Origin of the sequence: Chitinophaga niabensis, from assembly GCF_039545795.1 — a bacterium.
Taxonomy (GTDB): Bacteria; Bacteroidota; Bacteroidia; order Chitinophagales; family Chitinophagaceae; genus Chitinophaga; species Chitinophaga niabensis_B.
In genome coordinates, this window is sequence record NZ_CP154260.1 from 4,378,882 (window position 1) to 4,400,852 (window position 21,971).

Sequence of the window (21,971 nt, forward strand, 5' to 3'; positions counted from 1 at the left end):
TATAGGAAAAATCCTATACTAATTCAATCACCGTAATCTCCGGCATAATGCCTACCCTGCCGGGATAGCCGAGGAATCCAAAGCCGCGGTTCACATACAGGCTTTGTTTGCCGTCCTGGTAAAGACCAGCCCATTGTTTATAGATATACTGGGCCGGGCTCCATTTGAAAAAGGGTATCTCCACGCCAAACTGCATACCATGGGTATGCCCTGCCAGCATAAGGTCTATGTCTTTATAATCACTCCTCACCTGGGCATCCCAGTGGGTGGGGTCATGGGAAAGCAGGATCTTAAAGGGAATGTCTGCCGTGCCTTCGTAAGCTGCCTTCATATCACCTTTGCGGGGAAAACGCGGGTTGGCGCTCCAGTTCTCAATACCCAGCAGGGCCATTTTTTCCCCATCCTTTTCCAGTATCACGTGTTCATTCATCAGCAGGCGCCAGCCCATTTCTCCATGGATGGATTTAAGGCGTTCTAAGTTCTTCGTTTTCAGTATACTCTGGCGTTTCTCGTCATAATCCGGCCAGGGGAAGTAATCTCCGTAATCGTGGTTTCCAAGTGTGGAATATACGCCCATGGGCGCTTTGATCTGGTTAAAAACGGAGATGTAATTGTCCATTTCGTCAGATTTATCATTCACCAGGTCCCCGGTGAACACCACGAGGTCAGGTTTCTGGGCTTTGATCAGTTCCACACCTTTCATAACTGCCTCTTTATCAGTGAAACTACCGGAATGCACATCGGAGATCTGCACAATGGTCATGCCTTTGAAGGCGGCTGGCAGGTTCTTAAATGTGAGGCGGATCTTGCGTACATGATAATTATATTTATTACTGAGCCCGTACAAAAGTGTGCCCAGCATGGTACCACCCAGCAAAAGGCCTGTTTTCATCAGGAACTGGGAGCGGGAAATGCCGGAAGCTTCCTCCTTGCCCTCTTCCACCAAAGCCACAGCAGGAGCTGAACGTACTTTTTCTATCACCCAGAGCACGCCCCTTCGGCCATCATCGATCAGCAGGAAAACGATCACCAGTAATTTGGCAAAGAACACACCCACCGCTACCGTAATGTAATAGGAACGCGCCAGCATGAACTTTTCCCAGGGGATCTTCGAATAAAAAAGGACCGAGGCCAGGATAATGGCGGAAACTAACCAGTAGAGGGTGAAAATCACCATTTTCCATTTAGGAGAAAAGTTTGCCACAATGGAGCGGATCGCTACAAACACATATGCGTCCATCGCCAGAAAGAGGAGTACAATAAATAAGGTAGACAAGGCAGAAGGTCCCGTTCTCATAAATATGTATAAATCAATTATTTTCTTAAAGCCGAAACGACAAATTTACCATAAACCACCCGGTTAGGAATGGTTGTTTGGTTAAGTAGACGATCATGTGACCGAAAAATTGCAATCCCCCGGGAAAAATCCTTACTTTTCCCCAGCGGCGGGTGTGAATAAATAAATGAGGGGCCTGCCCCATATTTTAGCGATTCGTTGTATTTTTGTCGGATTAGGCATTAATAATTTATAAAATACAATATGAAGTTCACCTATTACGGCCATTCTAGCTTTGCAGTGGAGGTAAAGGGTAAAAAGATCCTTTTCGATCCCTTTATTACCCCTAACGATCTGGCCAGTTCAATAGATGTAAATCGTATTGAGGCAGATTACATATTTGTGTCCCACGGGCATGCGGATCATGTGGCAGACCTGAAAGGCGTGGCAGAGAGAACGGGTGCAAAGGTGGTAGGAGCATTTGAGTTGACGGAATGGATCTCCAAACAAGGCATCTCCAATGTACACCCCATGAATACGGGTGGTAAATGGGCTTTTGACTTTGGCACTGTTAAATGCGTAGTTGCACATCATTCCAGCGGGTTGCCGGATGGCAGTTATGGCGGAAATCCCCTGGGCTTTGTTTTCACCACTTCAGAAGGCAATTTTTATTATAGCGGAGATACGGCGCTGACGTTCGACATGGAACTGATCCCCCGTTTCGCCAAACTGGATTTTGCCATCCTGCCAATAGGAGATAACTTCACCATGGGGGTAGAGGATGCCATCATTGCAGCAGAGTTTATTGAATGCAGCCGGATCGTTGGCGTACATTACGACACATTCGGATATATTAAAATAGATCATAAGGAAGCAACCCAGCAGTTTGAAGCAGCAGGATTAACTTTACTGCTGCCGGCGATAGGGGAAACGATCAATATTTAGGTTCCTGATTATCCTATTTCAACCTTAGAATTTAAGACAGAACAATGGCAAGAATTATCGCAATCGCCAATCAGAAAGGGGGCGTGGGGAAAACCACCAGCGCTATTAACCTGGCCAGCAGCCTGGCAGTATTGGAGTACAAAACACTGCTCGTTGATGCAGATCCGCAAGCTAACAGCACCACAGGGCTGGGCTTTGACCTGCGCAATGTACAGCAGAGCCTGTACGACTGCATGGTGAATGATGTACAGGCAAAGGATGTGGTACTGGAATCAGATACCCCCAACCTGAAAGTGCTGCCCTCTCATATTGACCTCGTAGGTGCTGAACTGGAACTCATCAATCACCCTAACCGGGAAAGAGTGATGAAATCAGTGATTGATTCCGTTCAGGGCGATTATGATTTCGTGATCGTAGATTGTTCTCCTTCCCTGGGCCTGATCACCGTGAATGCCCTCGTAGCATCCAATTCCGTGATCATTCCCGTTCAGTGCGAGTTCTTTGCACTGGAAGGTTTGGGTAAATTGCTCAATACTATCAAGATTGTTCAAAGCAGGCTCAATACAGACCTGGAGATTGAAGGCATTCTCATGACCATGTACGATGGCCGTTTGCGCCTCAGCAACCAGGTAGTGGACGAAGTAAAACAACACTTTGAAGAAAGCGTGTTCAATACTATCATTCACCGGAACACCAAACTGGGAGAAGCGCCCAGCTTTGGTAAATCAGTGATCATGTATGATGCTATGAGTACAGGTGCTATCAATTACCTGAACCTGGCCAAAGAGATCCTGCAAAAACATAACTTCACAAAGATCAGAACAGAAGATAAAATCTTAGCAATTAACGATGACCAATCCGAGTAAGAAAGAAGCGTTGGGGAAAGGTATCCGCTCGCTGCTGCAGAATATAGATACAGACCTGAAGCAAACTACCAGTGCTTTGGGCGATACTGTTGTGGCTCAGGCTACCGGCATAGAGCGCATTCCTTTGGACCAGATTGAAGTGAATCCCAAACAACCGAGAAGGGATTTCGATGAGCAGGCTTTACAGGAGCTGAGTCAGTCTATCAAGTTACACGACATCATTCAGCCTGTTACGGTTTCCAAAGTTGGAAAGAAATACCAGCTGATAGCCGGTGAACGCCGTTTCCGTGCCAGTAAAATGGCCGGACTCAAGGATATCCCCGCTTATGTTCGCCAGGCTAACGACCAGGAACTTCTGGAACTGGCCCTGCTGGAAAACCTCCAACGCGAAAATCTGAATGCCATAGAAATAGCCCTCAGCTATAAAAGGCTCATGGAAGAGGTATCCCTCACCCAGGAGCAGGTGGCAGACCGGATGGGTAAAGAAAGAAGCACCGTTACCAACTATATACGCCTGCTGAAACTGCCGCCGGACATCCAGGTAGCAGTAAGGAACGGCAAATTAAGCATGGGCCATGCCCGTACGCTTATTGGTGTGGAGAACGTGGAAAAGCAATTGTTCATCTTCGGTGAGATCATGAAAAATGGCCTTTCCGTACGCCAGACGGAAGAACTGGTGCGGAAACTGAATCAGAACAGCGACAAGAATAGTGCGAAGAAACCGGCTAAAAGCTCCCTCCCTCCTGCTTATCAGAAAATACAGGACAACCTGGCCTCCCATTTTTCCACCAAAGTGAACCTGGACAGAAGTAAGAACGGAAAAGGAAGTATCAATATCGAGTTTTACTCAGATGAAGAACTGGATAGCATCCTGGAAAAATTATCATTATACGGTGAAAAATAAGGCAGGGTACATGTTGCGTGCCTTGTTGTGCCTGTTTTTATTCTCTGCATTCTCAAGCCATGCGCAGGACACAACAATGGTACACCGGCTGGTAATGGACTCACTCAAACGTGAGAAAGCTGCAATGCGGGATACCATCACTGTGCCCCCTACCGTTACAGATACCCTCCTCGCCAATTACAAAGCATTGCACAGCCCCCGCAGAGCTGCATTCTATTCAGCCGTACTTCCGGGCCTGGGCCAGATATACAACCGTCAATACTGGAAATTACCCCTCGTATATGCCGCTATTGGTATCAGCACCGGTGTATTTATCTTTAACATGGATAAGTACACAGAATTCCGGAATGCTTACCGTTCAAGGGTGGCCAATTTAAACAATCCGGAATATGTAGATCCCTATCCCCGGTATAGTGGAGAAGATCTTAAATACCTGCGGGATGCCTACCGGCAATATGTGGATTACTCCGTATTGGTCTTTGTGGCAGCGTATGCGCTGCAGATTGTAGATGCCACGGTGTTTGCGCACTTACGGCAGTTTGATATCAGTGATGATCTGAGCCTGCGCGTAGCACCCACCATCATCAACAACCGTGCGCTGGGTATTCAGCTCAATATTTCTCTTAGTCCCCGTAAAGCAAAAACGGGACTGGCTTTCAGATAACACATTGCATTTTTTAGATATGAAGATAGCATTAATAGGATACGGCAAGATGGGCCAGGCCATAGAAGCCATTGCACTCGGCCGTGGACACGAGATCATTCACAGGATAGACATTAACAGCAGCCACCTGCTGGAAAAAGAACACCTGCAACAGGCAGATGTAGCCATTGAATTTACCACGCCTGAAACTGCGTATGAAAATATTATTCGTTGCTTTGATGCCAATGTACCCGTTGTTTGCGGTACAACAGGCTGGCTGGACAAACTTCCGCAGGTAAAATCCCAGTGCCTTGAAAAACACCAGGCTTTCCTGTACGCCAGCAATTTCAGCATAGGCGTGAACATCTTCTTTGAACTCAACCGCCGCCTGGCTGAGCTGATGGCTCCGCAGAGCGCATACGGCGTGAGCATGGAAGAGATCCACCATACCCAGAAAAAAGATGCGCCCAGCGGTACAGCTATCACCCTGGCAGAACAGATCCTGGAAAAAGTACCCGGTAAAAAAGGCTGGGTGAATGAGGAAACAACAGACCCGGCCCAGCTGGCGATCATTTCCAAAAGGATCAATCCCGCTCCCGGTACCCATACGATCACTTACAGCTCTCCCATAGACGATATCACCATCACCCATACCGCACATTCCCGCGAAGGTTTTGCCGCCGGCGCTGTGACCGCAGCGGAATGGCTGAAGGGCAAGAAAGGCATCTTTACCATGAAGGATGTGCTAAGCCTCTAGCTATCGGGCATAGCCCCCAAATGACGCCGGTTTTTGTTATATTTGTGCTTTGGGAGTGCAAAAACTACAGATCCATTACTAAACATGCTGTCTAAAAAAACACAATATGCGTTCCACGCATTGATATATCTGGCTGAAAATGTTGACAAAGGGCCTATCCTGATATCAGAGATAGCGTCCGAAAAGAATATTTCCATTAAATTTTTGGAAAATATACTGTTGGAATTGAAAAATGCCGGAATTTTAGGGAGTAAAAAAGGTAAAGGCGGGGGATATTACCTCATGCGTACGCCAAAAGAAATTCCGCTGGCCCGCATCATCCGCTTGCTGGACGGCCCTATTGCCCTCCTGCCCTGCGTGAGCCTGAACTATTACGAACGCTGCGACAACTGTAAAGATGAAGCGGTATGTGGCCTGAACGAAGTGATGGGCAAAGTAAGGGACGCCACACTTAAACTATTGGAAAACAAGTCTTTAAAAGATATCCTCACAAGGGACTAACATATTTACATGGGTTATATAAGCAGGGAAAGGCCACGGGTCTTTCCCTTTTTCTTTTTAAAGAGATGATGTAGCCAGCCTCCCTCCTTTATTCAGCAGCCATCGCGACCTTAATCCAGGGCACTATTTACAATAATTTACAAAGTTTACATTTTTAATTTACAATCCTAACCCTTCAGGCTGAAAGGATTAAGGTAGTTTCGCTATGTATCAAACTTTAAGACATGAAAAATAAAATGAATGCCTTAAGCGGATCTGATCTATCAGGAGATAGATCTATGTTAATTAAAACTACAAAACACATGAAAAAAGTTATTTATGCACTGATCTTGCCGCTGGTTGTTGTAAGCGGACTAGTATTTGCTAATCACGAAATCAAAAATGAAAATTCTGAAAAATCAATCCCAAAGCCACTCTCTGCTGCTGAAAGGGAAGCCGGATTGAGAAAATGGGAGGCTACCCCTGAGGGTATAAAGTTCAAAAAATGGGAAGCGTCTCCCGAAGGTAAAAAAGTGCTTGCCGGTGCTGCTAAAATAAGGAAGCCTATAAGTGCTTTTACCAATATGGAGGCTGTTGTAACATCTCTTTCTCTTCCGCCGGGCTCACGATTAGGTTTCGGAGTGATGGCCAGGATTAATGGCGACGATTATATTCTTAGTTTTGGGCTGGAAGAGTCTAATGAATTTCAGCAATTGCATAACCTGAAAGTTAACGACAAAATAATTATAAAAAGCCGTGGTGTATCGTACGCCCCCAAGTATTCATATCCAATAGTATCGGGCGACTATGTAGAACGAGATAGTAAAATAATTTATAAACGTGCCCCTCGCAAAGGTGGTTGCTGAGGCGGCCTTTTAATCACTAATACATAATTTACTTCATTGAGTCTGAAGGTCTTCGCGGTCTTCAGGCTTTTTTTATCCTTACATTTTTCGTTTTACACTACTTCACATTTTTCTCTGTTCAAATATTTGTTTTTGACATAGAATAGGCTCCCTTCAACGGTTGTTCTTTCTGCAAGGTTTTTGAGGATAGTTACGAGGACCGGTAAAACCATATTATATGAAAACGCAAAGAAAAGAACTCGTCAGATTTGCGCCCCGTGGAGAAGATAGTTTCATGGAAGCAGTAGCAGCCAGGGTACAAACATACTTTGAGGTGAATAATATTTCTCCATATGCCAACACAGCTATGTGGGTAAAAACAGCTATTATGCTGATGCTATATTTTATACCCTATGTGTTAATGGTTACCGGATACGGGGCCGGCAATCTGTGGATCTTCTTTGGCCTTTGGTTCCTCATGGGATGGGGAATGGTGGGTATAGGCACATCCGTTATGCATGATGCCAATCACGGAACTTATTCTCCTCACAAAAAGATCAATAATTTCATCGGGTACATACTCGAAATAATAGGTGGATATACGGTTAACTGGAGGATCCAGCATAATGTGCTGCATCATACCTACACCAATATAACAGGCCTGGATGATGATATTGACAGTATTGTGCTGCTGCGTTTATCTCCCAGGCAACCGCGGTACTGGTTCCACCGCTATCAGTATATCTATGCCTGGTTCTTTTATATGGTAATGACCTTATTCTGGATGACGGCAAAAGATTATTTGCAGGTAATGCGGTATAAACGCCACGATCTGCTGATCAAAGAAAAAGTCTCTTTACCCCAGGCCCTTTTTCGCATTACCATGTACAAACTGTTCTATTACGCCTATATAATGGTGCTGCCCCTCCTGTTTTCCGGCCAGCCCTGGTATTTTGTTGTGGCAGGGTTCCTGTTAATGCATTTTACAGCAGGCCTTTATCTCTCCTGCGTTTTTCAACCTTCTCATATTATGGAAGATTCTGCATTCGCATTACCGGTAACTGTTGATGGCACAAAAAGAATGGAGGACTCCTGGGCTGTGCATGAACTGGCCAATACCACTAATTTTGCCCCGCATAACCGGATCCTTTCATGGTTCATTGGAGGATTGAACTTTCAGATAGAACATCATCTGTTCACCGGCATTTGCCATGTGCATTACAAAAAACTTGCTCCCATTGTACAATCAGCGGCTGCGGCATTTGGACTACCCTATCATATTCAGCCTACTTTCCGCCGGGCGCTGGCTAAACATGCCGATATGCTTAAGATCCTGGGGCGGGAAGACTGAAAAATACCTATTTATAGGTATTGCCGGTCATTTTCCTCCAAATTATCTTTGCCCTCTTAATAGGCTGAAAAACAACAACTTGTTAAATATTATCCTAATCCCTATACAGCAGAGAATCGTCAAAAAAAAGTAAAAACGTATGCCTGTTCCAGTGGAAATGGAAGTGGTAGCCCCACAACCACCCCTGAGAACGGGTTTGCGATTTAAAGCAGAGATATTCAGCAATGGCTAATCCCGGATGGAATTAATTGACCTTTTGATCATAAGCATTGACGTTCCCCAGGAAAGTTAAAGGGCCGGCTACAAAGTGAAGAACGCTTTGGGGCTGGCCCTAGGCTTTTAAAGGAACTGAGCATTACAGGGCCCTTGAGTTACCCGACCAGGCTTTACAAGCCCCTGAACCGGCACCGCCCCTTTCTTTAAGCTTTTTAGTACTTCCCCTGCTTTTAGAAGATGTCTATATTTTGGGGACTCCTTAAATTTAGTCTATCTTTTTTATAGGTTTTATGTATTTTTGCTGTATTGTAGAAGGAAGCTACACATGAAAGATTTACCCGGGCTTTTAGCCCAGCAGAAAGATATCGCAGCAGGAATACGCATTTTAACAGAGGAATTTCCCGGCGCTGTTGCCTTTTCCACGTCGTTTGGCCAGGAAGACCAGGTGTTGGCAGACATCATCTGGAAGAACAACTTGCCTGTACGGGTATTTACATTAGATACCGGCAGGCTTTTCCAGGAAACATATGACCTGATGGACCTTACCCGGGCCCGCTATAAACAGCCTTTCGAGATCTATTTCCCGGAAACGGCAGCTGTAGAGGCCTTGGTGAAAGAAAAAGGCATGAACAGCTTTTATGATTCTGTTGAGAACCGCAAAGAATGCTGTTACATCCGTAAAGTGGTTCCTTTGAACCGCGCTTTACAGGGAACAAAAGTATGGATCACCGGCCTCCGCGCAGAGCAAAGTGAAAACCGGCATGATATGCCGGTATTGGAATGGGACGAAGGCCGCCAGCTCTATAAATACAATCCGCTCATCCATTGGACGTTTGAAGAAATGACAGCCTACCTGGATAAACACAACGTGCCTTATAACAAACTGCACGACAAAGGTTTCATCAGCATTGGCTGCGCTCCTTGTACCCGCGCTATTGAACCAGGAGAACATCCCCGCGCCGGAAGGTGGTGGTGGGAGGAATCCAAGAAAGAATGCGGTTTACACACTAGTTGATCAAGTTTAACATCGTTATATGAGTAGTATTCAATGGCAATTTCCGCGGGCTCTGGAGGATGAAGCAATTTACATCCTGCGGGAAACCGCTGCGCAGTTTGAACGGCCTGCCATCCTCTTTTCAGGTGGAAAGGATTCTATCACACTTGTACGTTTAGCACAAAAAGCTTTTTACCCGGGTAAGATCCCCTTCCCTTTATTACATGTGGACACCGGCCACAACTTTCCCGAAACCATCGAGTTCCGCGACTGGCTGGTGGAATCACTGGGCCTTGAACTGATTGTACGGAATGTACAGGATAGTATCAACCAGGGTAAAGTAAAGGAAGAAACCGGCAAATATGCCAGCAGGAATGCCTTACAAACGGTTACCCTCCTGGATGCCATTGAAGAACTGAAGTTTGATGCCTGCATTGGCGGCGCCCGCAGAGATGAGGAAAAAGCACGCGCCAAAGAAAGGATCTTCTCCGTACGCGATGAATTCGGCCAATGGAACTCCAAGATCCAGCGCCCTGAATTGTTTGACCATCTCAACGGTAAGATCAACATAGGTGAAAACGTTCGGGTGTTCCCCATCTCCAACTGGACGGAACTGGACGTTTGGAATTATATCCGTGAAGAAGGCCTCGCTATCCCTTCCATCTACTTCTCTCATGAAAGAGAGATCATTGAAAGAGATGGTATGTACTGGCCCTACTCTGATTTCCTCAACACCACGGAAGATGAAAAGCCCTTCCCGGCTAAAGTACGTTTCCGTACAGTAGGGGATATGACCTGTACCGCAGCAGTGATGTCCGAAGCAGATAAACTGGAAGACATCATCACGGAAATACTGGCCGCCAAGATCTCCGAAAGAGGTGCCCGTATTGATGATAAGCGCTCAGAAGCCGCCATGGAAAAACGCAAGAACGCGGGGTATTTTTAAACTACGAATTGACTAACAATGGATGTTTTACGTATAACCACTTCAGGTAGTGTGGATGATGGAAAGAGTACGCTCATCGGCCGTTTGCTGTTTGACACTAAATCCATCACCCAGGATAAAATGGAAGCCCTCACAGCTGCAAGCAAACGCAAGGGCCTGGATTTTACAGACCTCTCCCTCCTCACAGATGGCCTTATCGCTGAACGTGAACAGGGCATCACCATTGATGTGGCACACATTTACTTCTCTACGCCTAACCGCAAATACATTATTGCAGATACGCCCGGCCACTTTGAATACACCCGTAACATGGTTACCGGCGCGTCCACTGCACAGGTATCACTCATCCTGATCGATGCAAGGAAAGGTATTGTTGAACAAACTTACCGCCACTTCTTCATTGCCTGCATGCTGCGCATTCCGCACCTGGTAGTATGTATCAATAAAATGGACCTCGTGGAATATGATGAGGCCCGCTTTAACCAGATCACGGAAGATTTTCAGCAATTGCTGAAAGGCTCTTTCTATGAAGATAAAGAAGTGAAGTTCATCCCCATCTCTTCTCTCTACGGAGAAAATGTGGTAACAAGAACAGAAAAGATCAGCTGGTACAAAAGCCTGCCCCTGCTGGAATACCTGGAAGAAATTGAACTGGATGCAACAGATCGTCAGCATCCTGCGCGTTTCCCCGTACAGTATGTGATCCGCCCTAAAACAGAGCTGCATCACGACTTCCGCGGTTTCGCCGGAAAGGTGGCCAGCGGCAGTTTTCATGTAGGTGCGGAAATTGTTTCCCTGCCCAATGGTCAGCGCAGTAAGATCAAATCAATTGAAAAGTTTGAACAGCAACTGGATGCGGCACATGCTACAGAAAGTGTGGTGATCACGCTGGAAGATGAAATAGATATCAGTCGTGGTAACCTGCTGGTAACACCGGATAACATTCCGGAAGGCCGCAAGGAGATTGTTGCACACATCTGCTGGATGGACCAGCAAAAACTCAGTGCAGGTAAAACCTACCTGTTGCAGCATGGTGCCAACCGCATCAAAGCAAAAGTGCAGCAACTGCATAACGTGGTAGAAGTGACCACTAACCGTGTAGAGGAGAAAACGGAAATGGGATTGAATGATATCGGTAAGATCACTTTAAAAACAGCCCAGCCTGTATTTGCAGATGCCTACCAGGCCAACCCCGCAAACGGCACCTTCATCCTGGTGGATGAATTCAGCAATGCAACCGTTGCGGTGGGTTTTGTGGATTAAGCCATATGTCAACTAAAATAAAAAAAGCCGGAGGTATTACTTCCGGCTTTTGCAATTAATGCACATTCAACCAAACCAACTTCACATCTCTCCTGCTTTCCTGTGAGCGTTTAAGCGTTACGAGCGTATTTCTGTCTATGTCGTAGTCCGCCATAGAGAACAATGCAATATGTCTTTGTTTCTTTTCCACATCAACGGGGAACACCACATTCCTTGCAGGAATGATCTCCTTTCCTTCCAACGCATAATAGAAACCATTGCCTTCACGGGCATCGCGCATCACCGTCAATTTTCCTTTCTCCAGTTTCTCTTTATTCTCTTCCAGGTCATTCATCAGGATGTAATCATGTTTAGCGCCGGGAACGTAAGAGAAGAATTTATACTGATCTGAAAGATCAATTTTATCTGTGGCATTCTCGCGGTTCTTCTGATAAAAGGCTTTCATGATCAGGCCGGGATTCAATTGCCTTTTAGGCACCATCCAGGTATTGACCTCCTTCCCTTCCGCATCCATATCTATCACTGCTACGTTGGAAAGGATGGTGCTGATCACCACCGGTACACTATTCACCAACCGCACAAAATTGTCCAGCTCTTCAAACACCACGGAGTAGCCACCGTCCTTTTTAATGAATACATTCTGCGGCACCCCTTCATAAGGTGCTTTAGGGCCAAATACTTCCAGGCTTTTCAGGTTAGCTTTATCCGGGAAGATCTCTTTGGCTGCTGCTGCTTCCATTGTACTCAATTGTACCGTGGTGAGCCAGGTGGTCATTTTTTTATCTTCTTTCTGATGCGCCTCTAAAAGGATCAGCTGGTCCGTGTATGGATTGTATTTTACAAATCCTCCCTGTACCGCTACGCCTTTAGGGAAAGAAAGGGAAGAGAAACGGAAGAAGATATGCCCTTTTTCCAGCGTTGCCAGCTTCATTTCGCTGCTGGCCACCTCATAGGCAGCATTCTGTGCCATACCGAGGATACAGAGCTTTTTATCGCCTATTACCACCATATCCCAGTACTGGAACCTTGTTTCGTTATCAGGGCCGGTAAAACGTGCACGGCTGATCTCATGATGGTCTGCTGCGTAATGCACGATCTCATATCCTGCGTCCGCCTCTTCCATGTTGGCATACATCCATACCGCATAGTTTTCGCTGTAGGGGTCTTTGATCACCAGGAAGTCCGAACTGCTCATTTTCTTTTTGCGGCGGTTCACTTTATCCAAATTAGCCACCGTATCCTCCCGAAGTAATTGTCCTGTTCCGGCATCAATAGTCAGCCTCACCAGAAGGGGACGTTTGCTTTCCTTCACACTATACAGCACCGTGGCATTCCCCTGCGATTCAAAAATAGCGTCCAGGTTACCATTCCTGATATGGGCAAAAGTGGATTCCCCGGCGATGGTGTCCACCCGCCGGTGGCTGGAATCATATAGCTGGATATTGACCCCTCTGGAGGGAAAATGTACATACAGGGTGTTGCCATTCTTCAACTGCAGGATGCGGGCAAGGCCTCCGGAAGGCTCCTCAAAGGAAGGGCTCTCTGCAATTGTCCTGATCTGGGCATGCAGCGCAAAGGGAAATACTGCCAAAAGGCAGAGGGATAAGGCTCTTCTCATTTTTTCATAGGATAATACGATGTAATATACTAATAATAAATAATACATATAGGTATTATTATCCTGTATGCTAAGACAAGATAAGCCGTATATAAGTCGTATATAACCCGTATATAAGCCGTATATAAGCCGTCCCTTATAGATACGGCTTATATACGGGTTATCTATGTTTAAAAAAAGGCTTATCCTGCTAGGTTGATCCTGAGGGTTTTAAACAGCAAGGGCCGGAAACGACGGTTTCCGGCCCTTGCTTTTATGTCGTATAATATTATTCCGGCTTCATCCACACTAATCTGGACTTACCTTTTGTAGTTTTAATGGTAACATAACTGTTCTTTGCAGCCTGGTAATCTGCAATAATGAAAATGCCCAGATTTTTCTCTTTATCATCACCGGCCGCATTGAAAAAGAGATCACGTTCCGGGATGGTGGCTTTGCCACCCAGTTTGTAAAAATAGGCTGAACAGCCGCTCACAGACCTCATCGCACTTACCTTCCTGTTTTCTGGATCCCCATTCTCTCCTCTGTCATTGATCAGGATATAATCCTGTGCAGGACTGCTCAGGAAATTAAAGAACTTAAACTGATTGGCATTTTCCATCCACTCGGCAGTATGCTCCCGGAGTTTATGATAGAAAAGACCAAATTTCACTTCCGGAATGATAACTCTTTTAGGCATCATCCAGCAGCCTGTTTCTTTCCCCTGCGGGTCATAATGGATGGCAGCGAGATCCCCCAGGGTAGTAAGGGTTCCTCTTGTACGGCCTTTTGAATCTGTTAACCACTCCACTTCATTTTCTTCAAACAGGATGTAATAAGATCCGTCTGGTTTGAAGTATACATTTTGTGGTATACCCTCATAATTATTCTTCTTGCCGAACAATTCCCTGCTTTTCTCGTCTGCTTTTGCAAGGGAAATCTCCTTTGCTGCTGAAACCTCCTTTTTAGCCAGATCATAGGTAGACTGGAAAGTGACGGTGTGGTATCTTTTTTCTACTTTTCTTTCCACAGCCTGCAGCATGATCAATTCGTTTTTGACGCTATTGTATTTGATCAGGCCGCCTTCGATAATTTCATCTTTCGGGAATTTCAATCGCGTGATCTGGAAGCTGTTACTGCCTTTTTCCAGTGTGGCCAGCAGCATCTCCGTTTTCCGGTCTTTGTCTTTGGTACTGGTTGCAGCTTGATAACCCAATAAATAGATCCGCTGATCACCCATTACAACAAAATCTTTAGGGGAGAAATAGATCTCATCGCCCTGAAAGTCCGGCAGATCTGCCCGGCTGACAATATTGTTGTCCTCCCCGTAATGTATGATCTCCAATCCGGGGTCATTCTTCTCGGTGATCACGGCAAAACATGCACTGCTGGGATCCTTTACTAAAAAGAAATCTGAACTGGAGCCATTGCTGTAACGTTTGCCTCTGAATTTCCGCTCATCCAGGTCTACCAGTACTTCTTCCTTTTTAAGCCCGCCGTTCTTACCGTCAAAGGTGAGCCGGCGTAAAATAGGATGCCTGTCTGTACGTTCACTAAGCAATACGGTTACATCTCCTTTTGTTTCAAAGATGCCGTCAAAATCCCCACCTCTCAGTTTGCCATATGATGGTTCAATATCCTTTTTTGAGATCTGCTTGTAGGCCGCATCATACATTTGTACATTAATGCCGTGCCTGATGCTGAAGTGTAAGTAGATGGTATTACCGTTTGTTAACTGCAATACTTTGGCATATCCTTCTTCATCTTCATTGAATTCCGGGCTTTCTGCGATTGTTTTAAACTGGGCAGTTACTGCCAGGTGTATGGTTAACAACACATACAGGGATAAAAGCTTTTTCATATAAGTGTATAGGTTCGGGCGCCAATATACAATATTATATAATATATAAGGCATTAAAAAAAGCAGGATTTCTGGTCCTGCTTTTTAATTTATTTTATTCCTTTCTGCTGTCTGAGGTTCCTGAGCATATCCTCGGTCATCTTTTCGAGGTTGAACTCCGGTTTCCAGCCCCAATCCTGTCCGGCCAGGCCGTCATCGATACTTTGGGGCCAGCCGTTGGCAATCTGCTGGCGGTAGTCGGGTTCGTAGCTGATACTGAAAGCCGGAATATGTTGTTTGATGGCAGCGGCGATCTCTTTAGGGGAGAAGCTCATGCCAGACAGGTTATATGCAGAACGTACCTTGATCTTTGCACTATCGGCCTCCATCAGTTCAATTGTGGCACGGATGGCATCCGGCATATACATCATCGGCAGATAGGTATCTTCTGAAAGGAAACATTTGTAGCTGCCTTCTTCCAGGGCTTCGTGGTAGATCTCTACAGCATAATCCGTAGTACCGCCACCCGGGGCAGATTTATAGCTGATCAGGCCGGGATAACGCAGGCTGCGTACGTCTATACCATAGCGGTGGTTGTAATATTCGCACCAGCGCTCGCCGGCAAACTTACTGATACCGTAAATGGTGGTCGGCTCAATGATGGTATGCTGTGGTGTATCTTCTTTAGGTGAATTGGGGCCGAATACGGCGATGGAACTGGGCCAGTAGATCTTGTCCAGCCCCTCTTCCTTGGCAATGTCCAGCACGTTGAGCAGGCTTTGCATATTGATGTGCCAGGCCAGCAGGGGGTTCTTTTCCCCGGTAGCGGAAAGGATGGCAGCCAGCAGATAGACCTGGGTAATGTTGTGACGGATAACCAGTACATGCAGCATTTCTTTGTTCATCACGTCCAGCGACACATAAGGGCCGGTACCTTTCAGCAGGTCGTGCTCTTCGCGGAGGTCGGATGCCACTACGTTATTATCGCCATACATTTTGCGCAGGGCCAGCGTTAATTCCACGCCGATCTGGCCGCATGCGCCAATTACCAGTATCTTATCTTTCTTCATATTGGTGGTTGTAGATTTTGTGCCCAAATTTATGTTCCTGACACAATATTAAATGAATGGGGGATGCAAACAATGACAATACGATAACAATCCAACCTATTCTCTGTAATTAACCTTAATTTTGCGCCATGAAAACGTTAAAAGCACTATTTAAAGAACAATACAATCCTGAAAACTTCTTTCTTATTGCTGGTCCCTGTGTGATCGAAGACGAAGACCTGGTGATGGGCATCGCTGAAAAAGTATCTGCTATCTGCAAAAGGCTGAATATTCCTTACGTGTTTAAAGCATCTTACCGTAAAGCCAACAGAACAAGTATCAATTCCTTTACCGGTATTGGTGATGTGGAGGGGCTGGACCTTTTGCAGAAAGTAGGACAAACCTTTAACCTCCCTGTTACTTCAGATATTCACTCCGCTGCAGAAGCTGCTATGGCTGCTGCTTATGTGGATGTATTACAGATCCCTGCCTTCCTTTGCCGCCAGACGGATATTTTACTGGCTGCTGCGGATACCGGCAAGTTTGTGAATGTGAAGAAAGGGCAGTTCGCCAGTGGGGAAGCCATGAAGTTTGCGGTAGAGAAGATTGAGCAGGCAGGTAATAAACATGTGATGCTTACAGAAAGGGGCACTACTTTCGGGTACCAGGATCTTGTGGTGGATTATCGTAATATTCCCATCATGAAAGAACTGGGCGTTCCGGTGATCATGGATTGCACACACTCATTGCAGCAACCTAACCAAACATCCGGTGTTACCGGCGGTAATCCCAAAATGATCGGCACTATTGCCAAAGCGGCAATTGCTACCGGTGCAAATGGTTTGTTCATTGAAACACATCCTGAGCCGGCAAAAGCTAAATCAGACGGTGCCAATGTACTCCGGCTTGATCTGCTGGAACCATTGCTGGAAGAGCTGGTCCGGATCAGGGAAGCGGTGTATGTGAAAGCGTAGGAACTGAACACCTGCGCTGCTGTAAGTAATACCGAATGTAAAACATAATGCAGCCCAGGCAGTATCAAATGCTGAAGATCTGCCACTATATGCAAAACATATCGCAGTATCAAACGCTGAAGTTCTGCAACCATATTCAAAACAAAGGGCCGTTATCAAAACTGATACGGCCCTTTTTAGTTGCTCTAAGATTCATTACTTTCCTGATACCTCCTCCTAAAACAACTTCCCCACTTTTTCCGCAGCTCCAGAGAACTTAATATCAAATTTCAGTGATGGTCCCTGCTCCCCGGAGAAATCACTCTTCACTGTTATTTCATTTTCCCCGGCCTGCCATTGTGGTAAACTGCCTACTTTTATTTCCTTCCTGTTATTCCAAAAACCATCGCATTGATAAATGGCTTGCCCATCGCAAATGAATTTATCGCCTGCTTTTACCGGCCCGTCTATTTCAATGGGGGGAAGACCGTTGATGATGATCCGTATACCCGTTACCGTTTCTGTTTTATTTCCTTCCACTGCTTCTGCTATGATGTAGAACTTTACGGGTTGTGCATCGTAGGGATTATTCACTTTGAACTTTGAGGTCACCGGTTCACCCGTCTGCATCATTTTGTATTTGTGCGCCAGGTCAGTGATCAGTTTTACAGGATACAGGTTCCAGTTACCTTCGCCTTTTTTTTCAAGATGAAATTCATTCGTTGGGTCTTTGAACTTTTCGATCTGTTCCGGTGTGAACGCTTTTGTATTACGTGCTTTCTGCCATTCGCGCACGGCTTCGAACAAGGCTGCTTTGTAACCGTTCTTTTCTATATTCTCATCAACTCTTAATAAATATCCGGCATTGAATGCAGCACTCCTTGCCTGGATCCATTCTATTTCTTCAGGACGGTAAGTGGGCTCCATTTTAAACCAGCCCAGCATACCCGGCATAAGATTGCGTTCAAAGTAACGCTGGTTTTCTATGCGGTAATTCACCTGGCTTTTCCGTAATGCACTGTACCAGGGCTCTCCCCAGTTCATGAAGGAATAGATATGCCAGTAATAATGAGATGTACTGGCACCACAGGTCATGCGGTAACGGTCAAGGTTGCGATACCAGAGATCTACAAACCTGTTCTCCGCATAAGTACCATGGCCGGTGTAACCCAATGCTTCAAAACCATCAAAGTCCATAAGGTCTACACCAGTTTCATTACATACTTCCGCCAGCCTGCGGGCATAGGTATCCTGTAAATGAATATCCGGCAGAAAACCACTGTAACCGCTGTTCACTAATTTCTCTACAACAGCGCCAGTTTTATGTGTGCTTTTGGTTGTTTTGAATTGCCCTCTTATACAGCCTGTTAAAGCATTATCAGCGATGCCTTTATAACCGATCAGTTCATTACCGATCTTAATAGTGCGTGTAAGCCCCATGTTGCGGAACCAGGATGGATCTTTCACATATACCACTTCATCATTTTCACCCAGGTCTTTGGCCAATATGGAACTGCCGGATTTCATCAGGCTGTCTGAAGGTACAGGTGTTACATAAGGATCATTGGTGCCGGTGAAAGTAGTGAGGGTATGCACACCTACGGAAATGCCTGCTGCCTTTGCTTTGGCTGTGTACTGTTTCACATCTGCTGCGCCATTGGGGAACCGGCCTGTTTCCAATCTGAAATGCCCCCAGCTTTTGAAGATATCACCGATGTGCACCAATCTGAAATTACCTTCTTTGGCATATTGCAAAGCATTCTCTATACTTTTTCCTTCGTACATGAGATAGGCTTCAGACATCCGGGGAGAACGTTTGATCCATACACCATCCAGCATGGGATGCGGCAATCCTTCTCCCGTTTCAATCTGTTCTATTACATCCAGTGCCGCGTTAGCAGGGCATCCGAATAATGCAATAGCACTGCCTGCCAGGTCTGCATTCACCGGTTGAACCTGTTGCAATGTGGCGCCGCTGCCAATGACACGCGGTATGCGCCGGTCCCTGGAAAAGAGCCGCAGGTCACTGCCATAAGGTTTTTTAACGGCAAGGCTTCCCCTGTACATCCTTACATACGCAGGCATATCCCCATCTGTGTTCACATCCGTTTGCACGGGCTGGCCTATCTTATCCTGTAAGGCAGCGGGTAATGTTTGCCCTGGTAACGGATCATAAAAGGAACCGCCGCCTGCGTTATCCCCATCATCGGGAATACCTTCTGTGGTATTGATCTTCAGTGCCTGCACACCTACGGCAAATGTGTCATCTCTTACTACCCCTACTGTTTCTCCGATCAGTTTACTGATGGTAGTGGGATAAGGCCCCCACACTACCGCCTGCACACCTTTACGCGGGGCTAATGACAATAGTTCGAAGCGGATGTATTTTCCTTTACTGGCAACGGCAACAAGAGCAACAGCCCCATTCTTATACTTTAGCGTGATCTGTTTTTTTGCAGTGTTGTAAGAGAGGGAAGCCGGATAAGTATATACGGAATCCTTGTAGAGGGAAAGCAAAGGAGCCGGCTGGCCCTGTGGGATCAATTCCCTGGCGGTAGCTTTATCCGTTAAGCTGATCATGTTCCCTGATCCGTCCAAACGAAGACGGATATAATCTGTTGTAAGTTCCACCCCTTCCGGCAAACGGAAAGCCATCAATAAGAGGAGCGCAAAGAATAGCCCTGTTCTCATGTTAAAAATAATTTAAACTGTATGTTGAATGTAAGGCACAAGGAATCTCAGCAATGCCTGCTGGTTCCGGTACCTCCTCGGTGGAGCGGGAGGATTTTGGTGTTATTCGGGAACAAGTTAGTAAATTATTTTTCTCAGCAAGCAAAAAAATAGGGCAGCACCAACAATGGCACCGCCCCTTTTGTATCCATAACGTGTATTTATTTAAAGAGATGGGTCGAACTCATAGTATAACAAGGTATATATTTTCGATCAAAACAAAAAAACAGCTATTTGTTATTGAAAATGAAGCAGTTTTTACTTTTTACTTTTCCTTTTTTACGTTAAATTCATAACAAACTAAAAATAGCACCATGATTAATTTTTCAGAATTAAAAGCAGGTGATATTGTGCTGGCGAAATATGAAGAGCAGATAATGGAAGGAAAGATCCTGCAGGTAGACCATGAATTAAAGCAGGTTTGTGTTTTAACGCATGAAGAACAGGAAAGCTGGTACAGCGCGGAAGACCTCTTCCCCATCCCACTCACGGAAGAGCAACTGGTTAAATTAAAGTTCTCGAAATCAGAAGAGAACAGCGATGGGCGGGCTTATGTACGCGGGCCTTTTACCGTGGTACTTTCCGATGGATCTGCGCCACATACCACTTTGCATTACCGGGATGAAACGCGTAACATTCCAGGCAGTATTATGGTGCATCAGTTGCAGAATCATTATGCGGGTATGACCTTATTTCATTTAGAATAAATATAAAAGGGCGGAAATGATTTCCGCCCTTTTGTATTTTTATCTAAACCTGAACTTGTGTAGTCTTCCGGAACCCGTCCATCCATAGATCTCCTTCACCCCATTCACCATCACTTCCGCTACGTGTATGATCACAGGGCCCGTTGTTGTTCCGATCACGGCTCTGTAAGCACCGCCTGCAGCATCCGGGGTATATTCCCACACATTCCGTTGTGCGATGTAATAGACCTTGTTATCCTTAACAAAAGAAATAACGGATGGCGCCAGTTCATCCGGCAGATCATTCACCCTTACCAATTGGTTCGGGGCCGTAAATTTGAACAGGGCATTCCTGGCTTCTCCTGCTACCATAATAGCTCCTCCGATGTAAGCATTATTTCCCAACACTGCTACAGCAGCACCATTCATTTCTCTGAAAGTACCAGTTACGGCAGGTTGCCATGTTCCGGTTCCTGCCGGGTTGAATTTATACAACTGCTTATTGACACCACCAAAACCTGCATAGATATTTCCATTCAAAACAAAGGAAATACCGTTGGCTGTTTTTTCCGGATAGTCTGTTAACCTGGTGGCTGTATTGGTTTCGGGTTTAAACTCCCACCAATCACTGGTAACATCCTGCAGAAAACCTGTTCCGAAAAATACTCTGTCCTGATGCACCACTGCGGTGGCATGGATAAGTTTTGACGGCACCATATCTGCAGGTGGATGGTTCTGTAATACCCATCCTTTAGCATGATCAGCAGGGTCGTATACAACATAGTCCGCCTGCGGTTCTGCAAAGGTCAGGTTAGTGAACCCCCAGTAGATCTTATTTTTATGCACAAAAGATACCCCGAAAGGAAATACTGCCGCCGGAATGAATTCCTTCTGAAGGTCTACCCATTCTGCATAAGCGCCGGGGGCTGTAACGGTAAAGTTCGTAGCCGTTTCTACTGTGCCGCCATCAGAGGTCACCTGGATCTTATGCGAGGTGAGGGAAGTGTTGGCAGGGATCAGGAAAACAATGGAAGTAGCACTTCTTTGTTTTAGTTGTGCTATTACGCCATTGATCTTCACCGTGATATCATTCCCAAACTGCCTGCCGGTGATAGTAACGGTGGTACCAAAAGGCCCTTGTTTGGGCGTGAAGTCAATGATACTGAGTGTTTCCGGCTCCACCGTGAAATCTGTGGCAGAAGTCACCGTTTGATCGCCCACTTTCACGGTGATCTTTCCTGTAGCGGCACCGGCAGGCACTGTTACCGTCAGTTCTGTGGAAGTAGCCTCCAGTACCTGTGTGAGTGTTCCTCCAAAACGCACTTCGTTCATGGCTTTGGCGGGGTTGAAGTTTTTGCCTTTGATCTTTACCTCTGTCTGGGACATCCCTTTAACGGGCAGGAAAGAAGTTAATTCAGGCTTAACCGGTTCATTGGGGCCGGGGGTAATTCTGGCAGGCTTTTTACAGGCTGCAAAAAAGAGCATCAGCGTGCATAACAGCATCGCCGGCTTTTGGAGTGTGTTGGGCATGGTTCTCGTTTTTATAATTGTTCTTACGAGAGCAGCTTGGGGGCATAAAAAAAGCTGCTCTTATAAGAACAGCTGATATCGTTTGATAAATCAGTTAATA

Annotated in this window: 19 protein-coding genes; 13 read left to right on the forward strand and 6 right to left on the reverse strand. The window is 45.9% G+C overall.

Translation table 11 applies throughout. From position 1 onward, the window contains the following. Nucleotides 1–13: 13 nt before the first annotated feature. Nucleotides 14–1,297, reverse strand: a complete 1,284-nt coding sequence (locus AAHN97_RS17240; protein WP_343303302.1) for a metallophosphoesterase — start codon at nucleotides 1,295–1,297, stop codon at nucleotides 14–16. Nucleotides 1,298–1,540: 243 nt separating this feature from the next. Here AAHN97_RS17240 and AAHN97_RS17245 point away from each other — a divergent pair, with 243 nt between their 5' ends. The 11 genes from AAHN97_RS17245 to AAHN97_RS17295 all read left to right on the forward strand — a co-directional run bounded on the left by AAHN97_RS17245 (nucleotide 1,541) and on the right by AAHN97_RS17295 (nucleotide 11,486). Beyond that, nucleotides 1,541–2,221: a metal-dependent hydrolase gene (locus AAHN97_RS17245; protein ID WP_343303303.1), complete on the forward strand. Its 681-nt coding sequence runs from the start codon at nucleotides 1,541–1,543 to the stop codon at nucleotides 2,219–2,221. 44 nt (nucleotides 2,222–2,265) lie between these two features. After that, nucleotides 2,266–3,087 (forward strand): ParA family protein, encoded by an 822-nt coding sequence (locus tag AAHN97_RS17250; protein WP_074243039.1) that lies wholly within the window; start codon nucleotides 2,266–2,268, stop codon nucleotides 3,085–3,087. Next, a complete protein-coding gene (locus tag AAHN97_RS17255; protein ID WP_343303304.1) occupies nucleotides 3,071–3,991 on the forward strand; it encodes a ParB/RepB/Spo0J family partition protein in 921 nt (306 codons plus the stop codon). The genes AAHN97_RS17250 and AAHN97_RS17255 overlap by 17 nt, the downstream gene beginning before the upstream one ends. A gap of 10 nt (nucleotides 3,992–4,001) precedes the next feature. Then, nucleotides 4,002–4,655 carry a DUF5683 domain-containing protein gene (locus tag AAHN97_RS17260; RefSeq protein ID WP_343303305.1) on the forward strand — a complete coding sequence of 218 codons (654 nt, stop codon included), beginning with the start codon at nucleotides 4,002–4,004 and terminating at the stop codon, nucleotides 4,653–4,655. Nucleotides 4,656–4,674: 19 nt separating this feature from the next. Further along, complete coding sequence (dapB, locus tag AAHN97_RS17265) at nucleotides 4,675–5,391, forward strand: 4-hydroxy-tetrahydrodipicolinate reductase (protein ID WP_343303306.1); 717 nt, start codon at nucleotides 4,675–4,677, stop codon at nucleotides 5,389–5,391. Nucleotides 5,392–5,475: 84 nt separating this feature from the next. After that, nucleotides 5,476–5,892, forward strand: a complete 417-nt coding sequence (locus tag AAHN97_RS17270) for an RrF2 family transcriptional regulator (RefSeq protein ID WP_343303307.1) — start codon at nucleotides 5,476–5,478, stop codon at nucleotides 5,890–5,892. 224 nt (nucleotides 5,893–6,116) lie between these two features. Further along, nucleotides 6,117–6,737 (forward strand): hypothetical protein, encoded by a 621-nt coding sequence (locus AAHN97_RS17275; protein WP_343303309.1) that lies wholly within the window; start codon nucleotides 6,117–6,119, stop codon nucleotides 6,735–6,737. 217 nt (nucleotides 6,738–6,954) lie between these two features. Further along, entirely contained in the window at nucleotides 6,955–8,067 is a 1,113-nt protein-coding gene (locus tag AAHN97_RS17280) for a fatty acid desaturase family protein (protein WP_343303310.1), read from the forward strand. 541 nt (nucleotides 8,068–8,608) lie between these two features. Further along, entirely contained in the window at nucleotides 8,609–9,298 is a 690-nt protein-coding gene (locus AAHN97_RS17285) for a phosphoadenylyl-sulfate reductase (RefSeq protein WP_343303311.1), read from the forward strand. Nucleotides 9,299–9,317: 19 nt separating this feature from the next. Continuing rightward, the gene (cysD, locus tag AAHN97_RS17290) at nucleotides 9,318–10,223 is read left to right on the forward strand and encodes a sulfate adenylyltransferase subunit CysD (protein ID WP_074243033.1); all 906 of its coding nucleotides are present in this window, start codon (nucleotides 9,318–9,320) and stop codon (nucleotides 10,221–10,223) included. An 18-nt stretch (nucleotides 10,224–10,241) separates the two neighbouring features. After that, a complete protein-coding gene (locus tag AAHN97_RS17295; RefSeq protein ID WP_343303312.1) occupies nucleotides 10,242–11,486 on the forward strand; it encodes a sulfate adenylyltransferase subunit 1 in 1,245 nt (414 codons plus the stop codon). A gap of 55 nt (nucleotides 11,487–11,541) precedes the next feature. On the opposite strand, the gene AAHN97_RS17300 is transcribed toward AAHN97_RS17295, so the two are convergent. From AAHN97_RS17300 to AAHN97_RS17310, 3 genes are all read right to left on the reverse strand, one after another. Then, the gene (locus AAHN97_RS17300; RefSeq protein WP_343303313.1) at nucleotides 11,542–13,104 is read right to left on the reverse strand and encodes a hypothetical protein; all 1,563 of its coding nucleotides are present in this window, start codon (nucleotides 13,102–13,104) and stop codon (nucleotides 11,542–11,544) included. A 268-nt stretch (nucleotides 13,105–13,372) separates the two neighbouring features. Further along, nucleotides 13,373–14,944 carry a hypothetical protein gene (locus tag AAHN97_RS17305; RefSeq protein ID WP_343303314.1) on the reverse strand — a complete coding sequence of 524 codons (1,572 nt, stop codon included), beginning with the start codon at nucleotides 14,942–14,944 and terminating at the stop codon, nucleotides 13,373–13,375. Nucleotides 14,945–15,033: 89 nt separating this feature from the next. Further along, a complete protein-coding gene (locus AAHN97_RS17310) occupies nucleotides 15,034–15,993 on the reverse strand; it encodes an NAD-dependent epimerase/dehydratase family protein (RefSeq protein ID WP_343303315.1) in 960 nt (319 codons plus the stop codon). A 128-nt stretch (nucleotides 15,994–16,121) separates the two neighbouring features. Between AAHN97_RS17310 and kdsA the strand changes: the two genes are divergently transcribed. Next, nucleotides 16,122–16,946, forward strand: a complete 825-nt coding sequence (kdsA, locus tag AAHN97_RS17315) for a 3-deoxy-8-phosphooctulonate synthase (RefSeq protein ID WP_343303316.1) — start codon at nucleotides 16,122–16,124, stop codon at nucleotides 16,944–16,946. A 216-nt stretch (nucleotides 16,947–17,162) separates the two neighbouring features. Here kdsA and AAHN97_RS17320 read toward each other — a convergent pair whose 3' ends face one another. Further along, a complete protein-coding gene (locus AAHN97_RS17320) occupies nucleotides 17,163–19,616 on the reverse strand; it encodes a hypothetical protein (protein ID WP_343303317.1) in 2,454 nt (817 codons plus the stop codon). Between the two features lie 353 nt (nucleotides 19,617–19,969). Here AAHN97_RS17320 and AAHN97_RS17325 point away from each other — a divergent pair, with 353 nt between their 5' ends. Beyond that, nucleotides 19,970–20,362, forward strand: a complete 393-nt coding sequence (locus AAHN97_RS17325) for a hypothetical protein (RefSeq protein ID WP_343303318.1) — start codon at nucleotides 19,970–19,972, stop codon at nucleotides 20,360–20,362. Between the two features lie 39 nt (nucleotides 20,363–20,401). On the opposite strand, the gene AAHN97_RS17330 is transcribed toward AAHN97_RS17325, so the two are convergent. Further along, entirely contained in the window at nucleotides 20,402–21,871 is a 1,470-nt protein-coding gene (locus tag AAHN97_RS17330; protein ID WP_343303319.1) for an IPT/TIG domain-containing protein, read from the reverse strand. Nucleotides 21,872–21,971 lie beyond the last annotated feature (100 nt).